At 66.5% G+C, this 14848-nt stretch carries 13 protein-coding genes; 2 read left to right on the forward strand and 11 right to left on the reverse strand.

Going from position 1 to position 14848, the window contains the following annotated elements; translation table 11 throughout:
• Positions 1-11: 11 nt before the first annotated feature.
• The 8 genes from HV701_RS12880 to HV701_RS12915 all read right to left on the reverse strand — a co-directional run bounded on the left by HV701_RS12880 (position 12) and on the right by HV701_RS12915 (position 9436).
• A complete protein-coding gene (locus tag HV701_RS12880; protein WP_175133418.1) occupies positions 12-638 on the reverse strand; it encodes a DUF1120 domain-containing protein in 627 nt (208 codons plus the stop codon).
• A gap of 38 nt (positions 639-676) precedes the next feature.
• Positions 677-1348: a DUF1120 domain-containing protein gene (locus HV701_RS12885; RefSeq protein WP_175133419.1), complete on the reverse strand. Its 672-nt coding sequence runs from the start codon at positions 1346-1348 to the stop codon at positions 677-679.
• Positions 1349-1402: 54 nt separating this feature from the next.
• Positions 1403-2164, reverse strand: coding sequence for a hypothetical protein (locus HV701_RS12890; protein ID WP_175133420.1), 762 nt, complete (start codon positions 2162-2164; stop codon positions 1403-1405).
• Between the two features lie 47 nt (positions 2165-2211).
• Complete coding sequence (locus tag HV701_RS12895; RefSeq protein WP_175133421.1) at positions 2212-2946, reverse strand: DUF1120 domain-containing protein; 735 nt, start codon at positions 2944-2946, stop codon at positions 2212-2214.
• A 167-nt stretch (positions 2947-3113) separates the two neighbouring features.
• Complete coding sequence (locus HV701_RS12900; RefSeq protein ID WP_175133422.1) at positions 3114-4184, reverse strand: extracellular solute-binding protein; 1071 nt, start codon at positions 4182-4184, stop codon at positions 3114-3116.
• Positions 4185-4258: 74 nt separating this feature from the next.
• Positions 4259-4903: a response regulator gene (locus tag HV701_RS12905; RefSeq protein ID WP_175133423.1), complete on the reverse strand. Its 645-nt coding sequence runs from the start codon at positions 4901-4903 to the stop codon at positions 4259-4261.
• Positions 4904-4973: 70 nt separating this feature from the next.
• Positions 4974-8249 (reverse strand): ATP-binding protein, encoded by a 3276-nt coding sequence (locus HV701_RS12910; protein WP_175133424.1) that lies wholly within the window; start codon positions 8247-8249, stop codon positions 4974-4976.
• 2 nt (positions 8250-8251) lie between these two features.
• Positions 8252-9436, reverse strand: a complete 1185-nt coding sequence (locus tag HV701_RS12915; protein ID WP_175133425.1) for an EAL domain-containing response regulator — start codon at positions 9434-9436, stop codon at positions 8252-8254.
• 289 nt (positions 9437-9725) lie between these two features.
• Between HV701_RS12915 and HV701_RS12920 the strand changes: the two genes are divergently transcribed.
• Together HV701_RS12920 and HV701_RS12925 are read left to right on the forward strand one after the other, a co-directional pair.
• Entirely contained in the window at positions 9726-10109 is a 384-nt protein-coding gene (locus HV701_RS12920; protein WP_175133426.1) for a hypothetical protein, read from the forward strand.
• Between the two features lie 86 nt (positions 10110-10195).
• The gene (locus HV701_RS12925; protein WP_175133427.1) at positions 10196-10408 is read left to right on the forward strand and encodes a hypothetical protein; all 213 of its coding nucleotides are present in this window, start codon (positions 10196-10198) and stop codon (positions 10406-10408) included.
• A gap of 22 nt (positions 10409-10430) precedes the next feature.
• Here the strand turns inward: HV701_RS12925 and HV701_RS12930 are convergent, their stop codons facing one another.
• The 3 genes from HV701_RS12930 to HV701_RS12940 form a co-directional block, all read right to left on the reverse strand.
• The gene (locus HV701_RS12930) at positions 10431-11177 is read right to left on the reverse strand and encodes a fimbria/pilus periplasmic chaperone (protein WP_175133428.1); all 747 of its coding nucleotides are present in this window, start codon (positions 11175-11177) and stop codon (positions 10431-10433) included.
• A gap of 235 nt (positions 11178-11412) precedes the next feature.
• Positions 11413-13875, reverse strand: coding sequence for a fimbria/pilus outer membrane usher protein (locus tag HV701_RS12935; protein ID WP_254595168.1), 2463 nt, complete (start codon positions 13873-13875; stop codon positions 11413-11415).
• Positions 13876-14045: 170 nt separating this feature from the next.
• Positions 14046-14615 (reverse strand): fimbrial protein, encoded by a 570-nt coding sequence (locus HV701_RS12940; RefSeq protein WP_175133430.1) that lies wholly within the window; start codon positions 14613-14615, stop codon positions 14046-14048.
• Between the last annotated feature and the right edge of the window lie 233 nt (positions 14616-14848).

Raw genomic sequence — 14848 nt, forward strand, 5'->3', positions numbered from 1 at the left:
CCTCGGAAGGCCTACAGGAAAATCGCCGACAGGCTGATCGAGCCGTCGAGCAGGGCCTCGCGGCCCAGGTACAAGGTGGCGGTCGGTGCGATCGCCGATTCGATCCGCACGCCGGCCGTCAGGCTGCGGCCGCTGGCCGGGCGGCGTTCGCCGCCGCGCGACCAGGCGATCAGGTCGGCGTCGCCGACTACCGTGTCGTCCTGCATGTCGCGCCAGGTGGCGCCGCCGTCGGACGAGATGATCAGTTGCGCTGGCACGCCATCGAGCGTGGCGCCGTCGCGCCGCCAGCGCAGCGCGAAAGCGCCCAGTGGCCGGCCGGATGCCCGCCCGAGTCCATGGCTGGTCTGCGGCGTCAGGCCCAGCCTGCCGCCGGCCGCCGGATGGGCCGCGCCGTCGCTGGCCGACTGCCGCAAGGCGAGCCTCGCGGGCTGTTCACAGGTCAGCGTGAACTGACGTTGCTGCGGCGGCAACGGGGCGGCCTCGGCGGCGCGCAACAGGTTGCGCTTGATCCGGCCGTAGTCGATGGCGGCGCCGCCGCCAAGCTGGATCCGGCAGCCGGCCGCGGGCGGCGCCGCCCGGCTCGGGGCGCCAGGCGCGGCGCCCAGCAGGGCGCAAAGGAGTATCAGGTATGGCTTCATGATCCGCCGGCGCTCCCGGCACGAGGCGGCCGCGGCCGCTAAAGATAGACAAGTGTCAGGACCGCGCCGCCGATGAAGGGGGTCTCGCTCGACAGACCCAGTCGGGCGGTACTGTCCAAGGCCACCTGAACCCGCATCGTGCCCACGAATTCGCTGCCGGATACCGGTTCCTTCGATCCGCTCGGGCTCCAGGACTCCAGGCTGCCGTCGTCATGGAAGAAGTTGCCCACCGAGGGTTGCCAGGTAACGCCTCGGTCGCTGCTGTAGATGGAGTCGGTGGGCTGCTGGTCCACTTTGAAGCCGGGCACCAGTTGCAAGGCCCAGGCGCCCATGCTGCGTCCCGTATCGTCGCGCAGCCCATACTGCCGCGAGGGCGACCAGCTCTTGCCGCTTCCGCCGAAGAACACGATGTCTTGCGAGAATGCCACCTTCCCGGCGTTGCTGTCGCTGATGGTCAGCGCCACTTGGGATTTCGCCTCGCAGGAAATACGCAGTTCGCGGTCGAGCGTGGGCAGCAAGGTGAAGCTGTCCCTTTTCAGCGCTTTGGGCTGGATCCGCCCATAGTTGAAGGTGCCTTGTTCGGCGATCTGCAAGGCGCAGGCGGCCGGCTTGATCTGGCCCTGCACCGCGATGTTCAGGGGAACGTCCTGTGCCTGGCTCGCCAGCGGCATGGCCGCCACGGTCCAGCAAAACAAAGTTCGGAGTTTCATGTTCGTGTGGCCTTCAGCCTGCCGCCGTCTGTCGCACGGCGGCAGGCGTCCGGATCAGAGGTAGCTGAGCGTGATGGTGGCTTCGCCACGGAACGTCAGGTTGTCGTTGAGCGTGAGTTCCGACTTCGGCGAGATCACCGCGCCGATGACGATGTCGCCATCGAACAGCGAGGCCCTCACCGGCACGCTGGGTGTGGCCGCGTCCACGAAGGTCACGTAGTTCGAGCCGTCGGACTTCAGTTGCGCGGCGTTCTCATCGGTGTCGGCCGCGGTGCTCCACGCGGCCCGGTCCTCGCTGGATGCGACCAGGGCCTTGACTGCCTTGCCATCGGTGGCGGCGGCGGTCGTGTAGCGGAAGTTGCGGAACTGGAACACGTAGCGGCCGATGCGGTTCGTCGCGGTCGCGACATCCACCAGGTCGTAGATGTAGCCCTTTTTCGACGCGGCGCGGATGCCGGTGGCCTTGTGATCGAGCGACTCATCGTAAGCCTTGGCGGCCTTGAGGGCGCCAGTGACCGACAGGGCCACGGCGGCATCGCCGCCATCGCATTTGATGGACAAGGGCTGGACGATGGGGGCCAGCGGGGTTTCCGCTTTTTCCTTCAGCGAGGTCGGGTTGATCTTCTTCAGGTCGAAGGCCACCGATTTCGCGGCCGGGGTGCAACTGCCCGGGGTGATGACGCCACCCACCGCGACGTTCAGCCCGGCGGTTCCGGCGGGCGCGGACGGCGCGGCCGATGCATCGACCGAGGCCACGGCGCCGGCCGCGCAAGCCAGTGCGGCCAACAGGATCTTGCTGGATTGGAGATGGTTCATTGTTGCTCTCGGAATGTCGAAGCCTGTGCCACGCATGAATGCGCGGATCAGAGGTAGTTCAGCGTGATGGTGGCGCCGCCTTCGAATTTCAGGTCGCCGGTCAGCTTCAGGTCCTTCTTGGCGAGAATGAGAGGGGCGATGAGCAGTTCGCCTTCGAAGACGCTCGCCAGCGCCGGAACGGTTTGCGCCTTCTCGTCGGAAAAGGAGACGAAATTGCTGCCGTCGCGCTTGAGCTGGGCGGTATTCCAGCCGTTCTGGTCGCTGGTGTAGGCCCAGCTGACCTTGTCGTCGCTTGTGATCACGCTGGCCTTGGTGGACGTGGAGCCCGTGCCGCCGCCGGTGTACGTGAAGTTGCGGAACTGCATGCCGTACACGCCGATGCGCTTGTTGCCATCGGCGGGGTCGACCAGGTCGTACAGCAACGGCTCGGAGGTCGACACGCCGGCGGGATGGTTCTTCAATTCCGAATCCCATTTTGCCGGGGCGGTGGTGCTGCTGGTGACATTCAGCGCGATCGCGGTGTCGGCGGTGCAGGTGATCTTGACCTTGTTGGTCAGCGCCGGCAGCATCGTCACCTTGTCGACGTTCAGCGATTTCGGATTGATGTTCTTCATGTCGAAGGTCAGGGCGCTGGCGGCCGGCGTGCAGCTACCGGGGGCGATGGTGCCGGTGACGTTGATCTTGAAGCTGGGGGCGGCGACGGGCGCGGTCTGGGCCATGGCGCCGATGCTGGTGATGCACGCCAGAATGGCGGCGGAGAGCGTGCTGATATGGAGTTTCATGGAGTCTGAGAAGCGGAAGTGGATGCAGGTCGGTTGTTGTGTTCCAACGCGGCGGGCGCGAGCCCTTGCGTTCATCACGGAAACTAAGGTACCAACCGGACACTGCACCGCACCATCAGACGATTCCGGTACTCGCGGCGCGTAGCGAGCAGCGCGGTGTTTTGCCCCTACGAGGCGGGTTTCATGATGCGCGCCAGCCACGCCGCGCGCAGCGTGGCGATATGCGCCACCGTGATGTTCGCCCACTCCAGGGGGATCAGACGCGCGGCGACGTCGGGTGCCAGCAGCGGAATCCTGCGCCGAGCCGCTTCGCTGACCTTGGCCTTCTGGTTCGCGGGCGCGTAGTACATCGCTTCGGCGAAGGCCTGTTGCGCGGGCGGGCTCAAGGAATAATTGATGAAAGCCTGGGCCGCCTCGCCGTTCGGGCGGTCGGCCACCCGCGCGATCAGGATGGGGACGGCGATCGTGCCTTCCTGGGGCACGGTCGTGGCGTAGCCGCTGAGGCTGTCCATCTGGCTCTGGCTGCGGGAATTCCAGCCCAACGCCAACAGCGCCTGGTTGCGCGCCACCATCCAGTACTGATTGGGGCGCGGGGTCCATGTCAGGATGTTCGGCGCCAGTTTTTCCAGATAGGCGAAGGCCGCGTCGAAGCTGGTGATGCCATCGGGCGCGCCGGCCAGCCGGTTGGCGAGCGTCGTCAGCGCGATCATGCTGCCATTGACGGCCTGGTTGGTGGACACAGTCACTTTGCCGCGGTACTTGGGATCCCACATGTCGCGCCAGCTCTTGGGCGGCTGCGCGAACGCCGACTTGGCGTACACCAGCGTCATGGAATCGTACATGGCCGGCAGCGCCCAGAAGCCCAGCTCTCGGCCCATGGACCCCAGGTCGGCCGCGTTCGGGACAAGCGTGGGATCCAGCGGCGCGATCAGCTGCTCGGCCTGGGCCAGACGCGCATTGGGCGGGTCGATGATGACGACGTCGACCCGCGGCGCCATGCGTTGCGCGCGCAATACCGCCAGGGCGTTGCGCGAGTCGCGCACGGCGTAGTAGCTCACCGTGATGCCCGGATGCGCGGCTTCGAAGGGGCGGATGACCGTGCGCATGTATTTCTGGTCGAAGCCGTCCACGCCATAAGCCATGACGGTAAGCCGTGCCGGCGCAGCCGCCTGTGCCGCCACGGGCGGCAACCCGCTACCCGCGCAGGCCAGCAGCGCCAGGGCGATGAGCCGGCGCACGGGCGTCGGCCGCGCGTGAGAAAGGGGACGCGCCCCGGGGCGGCGCGATTCTAGAGGCGTGTCAGGCATGGTTTTCATTTGAAGACATCGTGATTGACGCCGAACATGACCAGTTCATGGTCGGTTTCCACATCCAGTTTGCGCATCGCGGCGATCTTGTGGGTGCTGACCGTCTTGACGCTGCGGTTCATGATGCGGGCGATGTCGCCCACCGAGGTGCCCGACAGAAAATGCCGCAGCACTTCCAGCTCTTTGGGCGAGAGCCGCGCGATCCGCGCCGCCGCATCCTGCGCTTCGCGCGGATAGGCGCTGAGCGCCGTCTGCTGCCCGCTGCGGTAGACCTGGTTCTTTTCGAGTGTGCCCAGCGCCGTCAGGATCTCGGCCAGGTCGCGGCTCTTGAACAACACGCCGCTGACGCCTTCCTCGTACAAGCTGGCGACGATCACCGGCGAGGTGATCATGGTATGGATCAGGATGCGCACCTTCGGAAAATGGCGGCGCAGGTATTGCACCAATGCCAGCCCGTCGCCATAACCGTCCTCCGACGGCATGTTGTAGTCGGTGATGATGATGTCGGGCGCCAGCTCGCGCGCCTTGCAGATGAGGTCGGTGGCGTTGGTGGCCTCGCCCACGACCTGGTAGCGGGCGGCGCCTTCGAGCACGTTGCGAACGCCCAGGATCACGACTTGGTGATCGTCGGCCAGCAGGATTCGGGTCATGGTATCGCTCCTTGTGTGATGCGCTTGGCGAGTTGGCCTGCGGTCTGTTCGGGCTGTTTTGGGGGCGTGATTACAGTTCCTTGAATTGCTCCGCGATCTGCGCCAGGGTGCTCTTGATGGCGTTTTCGAGCACGGGCGTCAGCCCATCCGTGGCGATTTTCTGTTCGAGCACGCCACAGAAGCGGGCAATGTCCTCCGCGTTGACCACGACCAGCGAGCCGCGCATGCGGTGCAGCGTCGCCACGGCCGCGGCGGGATCGCGCGCCGCCAGGGCCGCCCGCATGGCGGCCATGTCTTCGCGCATGGTGGTGTGGAAGGCCGCCCGCAGGTGATCGTCATAGAACTCCTTGGGCTTGTTCGGCGGCGGGCCGGAGAACTTGGCGCTGATGATGCGCGCGCAGGCCGTGCTGAGCGCGTCGTGCAGCGTGCGCAGGTCCACGGGCTTGACCACCCAGGCGTTCAACCCGGCGGCGAAACCGGCTTCCCGTTGCGTCTGCAGCGCGTCGGCCGTCAAGCCGATGATGGGGGCGTTGGTGCTGCGCGCGCGTAGCGTGCGCACCAGTTCGTAGCCATTCATCAGCGGCATGTTCATGTCCGTGATCAGCACGTCGAACTCGTCGCTGTTCCAGCGGGCCAGGGTTTCCACGCCATCGGCGCACAGCGTTACTTCGCAACCCAGTTCTTCCAGTTGCCGCACCAGGAGGGTCCGGTTGACGGGGTTGTCCTCGGCGGCCAGCACGCGCAATCCCAGCCTGCGCAGCCCCGCATCCGGGCGGTATGTGCCGGGGCCGGGATCATCGGTCGTGTCCGCTTCGGCCTGCTTGGCCTCGGCCGGGGTTGGCCTGCCGCGTTGCGCCAGGGCCACCGCCTCGACGATGCTGTGCCGCAGGTGACTGGTCACGTGGATTTCGGACAGGCTCCATTGCGGTTTGTCGGGGCCGTCGGGAATGCACGACACGCGCGGTCCGCTCCACTCGATCGGCGGCAGACGCTCGGGCAGCAGTTCCACCAGGATGCCGTCGTCCTTGAGGGGCGCGGTGTTGTGCAGGGGACGCGCGTTGGCGCCGGCCAGCGTCAGCCAGGCGCAGGTATCCTGCGCCAGGTCCGCCACCGGCGCTCGCACCCAGACCGACGAGGACGCGGCGATCTCGCCGTTGCCCACCCGGTGCGTGGCGTCGGCCGTGATCCGCAACGGCAGCCTGAACGTGAACGCGCTGCCGCGGCCCGGGCTGCTGTCCAGGGTGATGGTGCCTTGCATCAGTTCGCACAGGCTGTGGCAGATGTAGAGGCCCAGCCCGGTGCTGGGCAGGGCGTGTCCGGGCGTGGCGTGCGCCTGATAGAACGGCTGGAAAAGATGCGGTTGCTGATCGGGCGCAATGCCCAGCCCGGTATCGGCGATGTGCCATTCGAGCATGGCCTGATGCTCGCTCGTGGCCCCCAGAGTCAGGTCGACCCGGACCCAGCCGGCTTCGGTGAACTTGATGGCATTGCTGACGAGGTTGTTCAAGACCTGCTTGATGCGCAGCGCATCGCCGTAGGCATAGACCGGCACATCGGTGGCGATGGTCGAGAAGAACTGCAGGCCCTTGGCGTCCGCGGTGGCCGCATAGGCCTGCAAGATTTCCTCGGTGAGCGTGGCCGGGTCGAGCCGGTGATCCTTGAGGGTCATCTGGCGCGACTCGATCTTGGACACGTCCAGGATGTCGTTGATCACATTGAGCAGACCGGCCGACGAGGTCTGGATGGTGCGCAGGTAGCCGCGTTGCAGGTTGGTCAGCGGCGTCAGGCCGAGCAGCTCGACCGTACCCAGGGTGCCATAGAGCGGCGTGCGGATTTCGTGGCTCATGGTCGCCAGGAACACCGTCTTGCCCGCGTTGGCGTCGTCGGCGGCGCGCTTGGCTTGCGCCAGCGCGGTCTGCACGCGTTTGTGGTCGCTGATATCGCTGAACGTGGCCAGGACCACATCCTGGCCCTGGTAGGTCAGGCGCGAGGCGCTGAAACTCAGGTGCCGGCCATTGATCTCGACTTCGCCGGTCTTGGCCGGGCTGTCGGGCGCGAAGGTGAGGCGCCTGACGATTTCCTCGTCCCCCAGCCAGTCGTCGGCCAGGCGGTTCTTGGCGACGATGCGGTGGTCGCTCACGCGCAGCGCGCAGACCGCCACGCGCGCGGCCTCGATCACCGCGCGGTTGAAGGACTCGCTTTCGACCACCCGTTCATGGCTGGCCTGGGCCGGCCGCACCACCAGGTTGCGATGGCGCCGGTACAGCACCACACAGCCGCCCGCGCACAACAGGATCAGCGCCGCGAAAGCGGTCAACTGCCTGGGCGCGGCCTGGAAGAACTGGGTGTAGGGCACGAGGTAGCTGGCGGTCCAGCCGTCATCGCACCAGGTGGTGATGCGGGTGCCTTCCAGCCCGAAATGCACGCGGCTGTGGACTTCCTCGAGCGCGCCATGTTCGCTGGCGCCGCCTAACAGTTTGGCGCCCGGCAAAATGTCCAGGCGCTCGAAGTACACGCGGCCATAGTCCGGGTCGCCGTTGTATACGTCGCGCATTTCGATGAAGGTCGCCAGCACCAGGTCGCGCTTGGGCGTATCGGGCAGCCACAGCGCGTCCGGCAGCTCGATGGCGCTGTACACCACATAGCCGAGACGGTCCGCGCCGCCGCTGGGCAGGGTGACGCTGATCCAGCGGTCGCCGGCCGGACTGGGGCGACTCGACTGGGTGTAGATCAGTTCGCGCACCCGGTCCGCCGACAGGGGGCAGCGCCACCAGCGGTGCACGTCGTCGGTCATGGAATCCTCGGAGCACGGCACCGAGATGCTGACTGGGCTGTTCAGGTCGAGCAGGAAGCCTTGCATGCCGGGCTGCTGCCAGGCGCTGCGATAGGTGCCATAGACGTTGGACAGCCCGGCCGCCACGGTCTGCAAGCGGCTGGCCAGATCGCCGCCGGCAGCGCTGTCATCACGCTTGACCTTGATGATGTAAGGCATCGCCAGGCTTTCGCGCTGGCCCTCGTAGGTATTGGTGACAGCGTCGCTGTCGATCAGGTCGAACGAGGCCGGGCGTGCCTGCGGCGGGGCCAGCGCGAGCCGGACGGCATCGTTGCGGGTGGCGCGGGCCAGGAAGGATTCCTGGCCATGCAGGTTGGCGGCGAGCTGCTGGAAATGCGTGCGGGCCTCATTGCTGGCCAGGTGGATCAGGCCATTCACAATCCAGTAGCACAGCACCAGCATGATCACGGTAATGATCAGCGTCACGATGAAAAGCGCCTGCACCCGCAGGGAGATGCGGGCCAGATCGCCGATGGTGGCGATGCGGGTGAACCTGGGCGTTGAGCGCGGCATCGTCAGACGGCGGGATTCCGTTTGAGGAATCCCAGCAGCAATTCGGGGGTCAGGGCGCGGGATATCAGGAAGCCCTGCGCCATGTCGCACTGCATCTTCTTGAGCTGGGCCAGTTGTTCCCAGGTTTCGACGCCTTCGGCCACCACGTTCAGCGCCAAACGCCGGCCCAGTGAAACGATGCTCTCGACCGCGGCCTGCGCGCCGTCGTCGGTAACGCAGCGGCTGATCAGGGAGCGGTCTATCTTCAGTTCGGTGAAGGGGGTGGACACCAGGTTGAACACCGAGCTGTAGCCCTGGCCCGAATCGTCCTGGGCCAGGCCGAAGCCCTTCATCCTCAGGCGGCAGGCGCCCGCGTAGTAATCGCTTATCGCATCCGTGGTCGTGCCCTCGGTCAGTTCAAAGCAGATGTCCCGCGGGTTGCCCCCCAGGCGCATGACGTGGTCGTACAGGCGGTCCGGCAATTCGGCGTCCTGCAGCAGGTGCGTCGGCAAATTGACGGAGACTTCCACCCGGAAGTCATGCTGCTGCCAGGCGTGTTGCGCGGTAATGGTCTGTGCGAGCATCGACAATAGCAGGTCGTCTTCGAGCTCGTCCAGTATCAGGGCCGGCAGGAATTGGCCGGGCAGCAGCACGCTGCCATCGGGGCGAACCCAGCGCACCAGGGCTTCGGCGGCCACGATGGTGCCATCGCCGATCCGCATCTTGGGTTGGAACCAGGCGCGGATTTCGCCCGAGGTCAAGGCTTGCTGCAATGCGGCACGGTCGAACATCTGGCCCGATACCAGCGATTCCGCCTTGAGCCGCGAGGCGGCCTTCAGCTTGGCCACCAGGGCGATGATGGCCTGGGGCTGGGCCGGCTTGGACAATTGGTCGATGACGCGCATGCCCAGCGTCTTGGCCACCAGGCTGGCGCCGGAGATCAGGCGCTTGGGCGAGGAACTGATCACCGCCAGCAGCGGCGGGGTTTCGTAGGTGGACAGGCGCTGGATCAGCTGCACGCCGTCCAGCTCGGGCATGAGCAGATCGCTCAGCACCAGGTCGTAGGGTTGTTGCTCCAGCAGGCGCAAGGCATGCGAGCCGTTCTCAGCGGTTTCCACATGCGCGATGCCGGCCTGGAGAAACAGGTTTTTCAGGTACTCGCGCTGCAATAGTTGGTCGTCGACGATCAGGACGCGATAGGACAACATGGCTTGTAATCTCCAAGGGGGCGGCCCGGCTCGTCCAGGACGGAACGGGCCGAGCGGTAATGGCGTGCACGCGTCGGCGGTCGGCAGTCCGCCATTAGAGCGATCCATGACCAAGCCCGGTATCAGACGATTCCTAATCGACGGCCGGAAGGGCACGGCGTTTCGACGGCCTGGCGGTGGCGCTTTAGGAACTGTCTGATGGTCGCGGCGAAGCGGCGTTTCTAGAATCCCATGCTTCCAATTCCGTGCTTTCGCCGTGGCCCATTTCGCCTTTCTGCACAACCTGCATGTGCACGCCCAATACCTCGACCGCGCCGAGCGCCTCGCGACCTGTCTGAAGGAGTCGGTGGCGACCGTCAGCCTCTATGCGGAGACCCAGGCCAGCCTGTATGCGCGGGCTGGCGCGCCGGGCAGGCACTACCTGCTGGTCGAGGGGCGCTCGTCGTGGCTGCTGCGCTTCCTGGCGGTGCCGCATTGCCCGCGGCTGGCCGGCGTGATCGCGATCGTCAGCGATCGGGCGGGCTCGGCCGATCGCGCCAAGCTCCTGCTGGCGGGCGCGGACGTCTGCCTGCCCGGCTCGGCCTTGCCGCGGGAGATGGTGGCGGCGCTGTCGGTGTTGGCGCGTATGGAACGCCGGCTCGCCGTTGCCGACCAGGGCCAGCAGGCAGCGTGAGATTAGTTCGATTTATGGAAAACACTATTCCACCAAAGAAAAGTTTGGCAGAATGTAACCCCGGCATTCGAATTTCCACTGAGCCCATGAGCAGACCCAGAGTTGCCTTGAGCGGATGGTTGCGCGCCGCGCGCAGGAACTGGCGCCCCTTTGTCCTGGGGGTGCTGATCGTGTTTACCGTGGCGCTCGTGTGTGTCCTGTACCTGCTGGGTACGGACCGGGGCGAGCATGCGGCAATTGTCCTCGGAACGGCGCTCATCGGCATGCTCGGTCTGGGCGTCTGGGTTTGCCGCCGCTGACGATCCGGCGCCCGCGCTGCCGTCAGTCGCCGGTGCGCTCCTGGAACACGCACAGGCCCGCTTCGCAGCGGTAGCGGTTCATGCGCAGGCCGCCATAATCATCGACGTTGCCCAGCATCAACTGGCCGGCGCTGGCGGGCAGCACTGCCTTCAGCGTCTGCTCCGACCGCGGCGCCAGCATGACGGGCGTGTCGAAGCCTGGCAGCCGCTGCTTGCGGTCCGTGCCCAGCCAGAGCACCGTGACGTAGTAGGGCGATGCATTCTTGAGCGTCAGCGTGCGGCCGTCGGTGCGCGCCTGCAAGGTCTGTTCCGGCGCGGCCTCGCCGCGCGCGGCCAACTCGGCCGGGCGCAGGAACAGCTTGATCTGGCTTTGCGTGGTCAGTTGCAAAATGCTGGCGTCCTTGTCTTTCGGCGCTGGCGGGATCTCGCGCACGTTGAAATAGAACAGGCTTTCTCGGTCCTGCGGCAGGCGCGCCCTGGCGGCGGCGCTCATCTGCGCGATCCGTACCTGCGCCTTCTTGCCCGCGTCGATGCGCTGCAGCGGCGGCAGCGCCAGCAGGTCGTTGGTGATGTTGCCATCCTGGTCTTCGATCCAGGACTGCGCCAGGTAGGGAATGTCGGCGCTTTCGTTGGTCAGCACCACGGAGACTGATTTTTGCGCGGCGCCCATGATGATGCGGGTCCGGTCCACGTTGATCGCGGCCTGGCCAGGGGCGGAGCAGGCCAGCAGCGCCCCCAGGAGGGGCGCCGCCAAATGTTTGGTGTTCATGGCTGTCTGAAAAAGGAAAACGGGGGAGTCCGGATTCACGGACGGCTCGGCGCTCAAGAGTAGGCCAACGCATCAGTGACGCTGGCCGAGATCGAGCCGGGGGGGCGCGGCGGGGCCTGCAATCGGTTGGCGCAGTGGTCAAGGAAATCGAAACGCAGGTCGCCCGCGCCAGGCATCGTCAGAGGCGGAATACGCGGCGCTGACGAGCGCGCTAGGGTCGAGTCGGCGAGCGGCTTCATTGGCATGGCAGGGGCTGCGGCCCCGCCTCCAGGGTGGTTGGTGCGGGCAGGGTCAGGTGGCATTCCCGCTCGCCGGCCCAGGTCACGGTGAGCGCATCGCGGTCCTGCGCGTCCAGGCCGCTCAGGTAGACCAGCCCGTCATCGCCCACCATGCCGGCGCCGCGGCCGGTGCGGGTGGACAACACCACCGCGCCCAGCGGCGGACTGCTGCCGTCGGCCAGCCGTACGTGGCCCAGGATCTGTTCGCCCTGGCTGGCGCGGATGCGCGAGTAGCCGATGGCTCCTTCGGTCAGCACCTGGCCGATGACCGACTCGGCCACCTCCACGCCGTCGGGCAATGCGTTCACGTCCACCGAGATGCTGCTCTCGTGATAGCTCGATACGCCATTGACCACCGCGATGCCGAAGCGGTTGGTGACGCCGCTGCCGTTGTCCACCGGCACGTCGCCGATGCCGTCGGTGTCGATCATCATGCGCGGCTCGTTGCCGGCGCCGGGCTGGCCGAAGGCCGCGCCCGCGGCCGTGGCGGTCACCGAGCCATACCAGTTCAGGCCGATGTTGCGGTACTGGCCCGGCTGCACGGTGAAGTCGGCGCTGGCGCGGCCATAGGGCGTGCGGCTTTGGATGTTGCCGCTCAGGCTCTGGCGCTGCGCGTCGGCGCTGCGTTCGTCGCTCGCGCTCAGGTTCCAGGTGGTGTCCGGACGGCTGAAGTCGGTGTAGCCGGCGGTGTGCTGCATGCGGCCGTTGCCGCTGTTCTGGTAGCCGTAGTTCAATTGGCGGCTGTCGCCCAGCGGGATGCCGAGCGTGACATACATCTGGTTCTCGGTCTGGCCGTAAATGCCCTGGGTGCGGGCGAGCGACAGCGACAGGTTGACGTTGCGCAGCGCGCCGAAGCTGGCATTCTTGCTGAGCGACAGCATGTAGTGGTTGTTGCTGGCGCCGTCGTTCCAGTAGTTCAGCCGGCTCAGCGACAGCGACACGCTCATGTCGAGCGCGCGCAGGTACTGGCTGTACGCCACCGTGTAGCTCTGCTTCTCGTCGCGGAAGTATTCGTCGCGCAGGGCCGCGCGCGCGATGTAGTCCTGCAACGACAGGAAGTGCCGCCCCGAGAACCGGTAACCCATGAAGGCGATGGTGCTGCCCAGGTCGTCGAAGGTCTTGGCGTAGTTGACGCGGTAGCTGTAGCCGATGCGGCGCGGCGCGCCCGAGAACGGCAGCCGCGCATCCGAGCGTGTGACGTCGGCCGACAGCGCGCCCAGCACGCCCAGGTTCTGACCGGCGCCCAACGCCAGCGCGTGGTAGTTGCCGTTGGTGGCGATCAGGCCGCCATACAGCGAGGTGTCGTTGAACGCGCCCCAGGTGGCCTCGCCCATGATGAAGCCGGGAGCGGCCAGCTGGTTGTTGGCGCGGCCGCCGAACAACGGCCGCCCGGCCGACACCTGGTAGCGCAGGTTGCCCTTGCGCGTCATGAAGGGCACGCTGGCGGTGGTGATCTGCCAGCTGCGCGTGCTGCCGTCGCTTTCCTGCAGCGTCACGTCCAGGTTGCCGCTGATGTTGCGGTTCAGCGCCGGCAGCACGAAGGGGCCGGGCGATACCCGCGTCTGGTACAGCAGGCGGCCGTTCTGGCTGACCGTCACCTGCGCGTTGCTGTTGGCGATGCCGGTCACCTGCGGTGCATAGCCCTGCAGCGACGGCGGCAGCATGCGTTCATCACTGGCCAGCGTGATGCCGGCGAAGCGGAACGGGTCGAAGATGGAAGACGCCAGGTAGGTCTGGCCCAGCGTCAGCCTGGATTGCCACTGCGGCAGCGGCCGGAACAGGTAGGTCTGCGGCAGGCTGAAGCTGGCCTGCGTGCCGCCGCGGCTGTCGTAGCGGTTGTACTGGTAGTCGCTGCGCAGGCGCCAGGCGCCCAGGTTCAGGCCGGCGGTGCCATAGAGCGTGTAGCTGGCGGTGTCGCCGCCCTGCCGCGCCATGTTGCGGTTGGCCAGCAGGTTGTAGTCCAGCAGCACGCCGTTCACGCCGTGGCTCCAGCGCGCCGGCGGCACCCAGTCGGGGTCCTGGTATCGCAGCCAGGCCTGCGGCACGGTCACCGTCAGCGACTGGCTGTCGGGGCTGTAGTCGACCTTGCTGGTGGGCGTGTCCAGGTCGATGCAGGTGCCTTCGGCGGTGTTGACGCGGGCCAGCCGCGCGACGACGTCGTCCTTGAGCGTGAGCATGTCGAGCATTGCCGCGGTGATGCAGAATGCCGTGCCGTCGTCGATCACCGGCACGGCCTTGACCAGGTACTGGCTCTGGATCAGCCGCTGGTTCAGATAGAAATCCACCAGGTAGGCGCCGGGTGCGACGTAGCCGTCGCGGCTGAAAGTCGACAAATCGACGTTGCGCTTGTCTTTGGTATTGAGAAAGACGCTGCTGAATTCCGTGGCCTGCGCCGATAGCACAAAAGTACTGATTGCCATGATGGATGCCAAACGGGCCAGGGTCATGATGTCTTTTGCCGTCTCTCCGGCATGAGGGGGGGCCGGAAACACTCGGCGGCGACGTGGCGCGGCAGCCACCTCGGGACGAAAAGGGAACGCGCCGGCCGCGCCCCGCCGCGTGGGCGGGGGGCGGGGCGCCGCCGGGCCGCTTAGAAATAGCTCAGCGTGTAGGTGACCGAACTGTTGACCGTGCCGGCGCCGCCGACGCCGGTGGCAAAGAGCCGTGCGAAGAAGTTCAGCGCGTTGCCGGCGCCGCCGCCGTCCGTCATCTGCTGGGCGTTGGCGGCCGCGGGCGCGGTGGTGAAATTGACGGGAGCGGTGTTGGTCTTGTCGAGGATCTGGACCACGACGTTGGCGGCGGTGCCGGTATTGGTGAGCTTGCCAGTCGCCGCGTCGCTGACGGCGCCGGTGAAGGCGATGCCGACTTTCGACAGATTGGTGGCCGGCGTGCCGGTTGGTGTGCCGAAGGAGCAGCCCGTCAGGTGGATGCTGATCGGCACCGAGGCGGAGAATTTGTTGGCTGCGCTCAGGTCCTTCTTGGAGATCTGGCCCAGGTCGATGACCTGGTTCGAGTCGGCGGCGGTGATGCTGCATGGCGCTTCCGTGACCGAACCGGTGAAGGTGATGGTGCCTTGGCCCATGTCGCCGGCGGCGAACGCGGCGAGCGGGCTGAGCAGGGCGGCGCTGGCGGCGGTGGCGAGGAGCGTTTTCTTGAACATGGATAGTCCTTTTTGATATCCGTGGGGGTTTTTCTGCGCTGAATGCGGCGCAGTGGTTTAAGAAATCTCAGGAGGGCCGCGCCGGGTTCAAACAGCGGAACGGGCGGGCAGGCCCGCACCGTCAGCGGCAAGCGCCGTGCGGGGGCGGAGGAGCGGCGGGGGGGAAGGGACGGACGGCAGGGCGCGGACTGCGCGGGCATGCACCGCGCGGGAGTGCGTCGTTGGCAGGCGGA

It is taken from the genome of Achromobacter pulmonis (assembly GCF_902859765.1).
Lineage (GTDB): Bacteria > Pseudomonadota > Gammaproteobacteria > Burkholderiales > Burkholderiaceae_B > Achromobacter > Achromobacter pulmonis.

Bases quoted from the DNA above. Each gene is read 5' to 3' on its own strand.
- HV701_RS12895 (WP_175133421.1), bottom strand. From the start codon at position 2,946: ATGAAACTCCATATCAGCACGCTCTCCGCCGCCATTCTGGCGTGCATC.
- HV701_RS12885 (WP_175133419.1), bottom strand. From the start codon at position 1,348: ATGAAACTCCGAACTTTGTTTTGCTGGACCGTGGCGGCCATGCCGCTG.
- HV701_RS12925 (WP_175133427.1), top strand. From the start codon at position 10,196: ATGAGCAGACCCAGAGTTGCCTTGAGCGGATGGTTGCGCGCCGCGCGC.
- HV701_RS12905 (WP_175133423.1), bottom strand. From the start codon at position 4,903: ATGACCCGAATCCTGCTGGCCGACGATCACCAAGTCGTGATCCTGGGC.
- HV701_RS12910 (WP_175133424.1), bottom strand. From the start codon at position 8,249: ATGCCGCGCTCAACGCCCAGGTTCACCCGCATCGCCACCATCGGCGAT.
- HV701_RS12940 (WP_175133430.1), bottom strand. From the start codon at position 14,615: ATGTTCAAGAAAACGCTCCTCGCCACCGCCGCCAGCGCCGCCCTGCTC.
- HV701_RS12935 (WP_254595168.1), bottom strand. From the start codon at position 13,875: ATGGCAATCAGTACTTTTGTGCTATCGGCGCAGGCCACGGAATTCAGC.
- HV701_RS12915 (WP_175133425.1), bottom strand. From the start codon at position 9,436: ATGTTGTCCTATCGCGTCCTGATCGTCGACGACCAACTATTGCAGCGC.
- HV701_RS12930 (WP_175133428.1), bottom strand. From the start codon at position 11,177: ATGAACACCAAACATTTGGCGGCGCCCCTCCTGGGGGCGCTGCTGGCC.
- HV701_RS12890 (WP_175133420.1), bottom strand. From the start codon at position 2,164: ATGAACCATCTCCAATCCAGCAAGATCCTGTTGGCCGCACTGGCTTGC.
- HV701_RS12880 (WP_175133418.1), bottom strand. From the start codon at position 638: ATGAAGCCATACCTGATACTCCTTTGCGCCCTGCTGGGCGCCGCGCCT.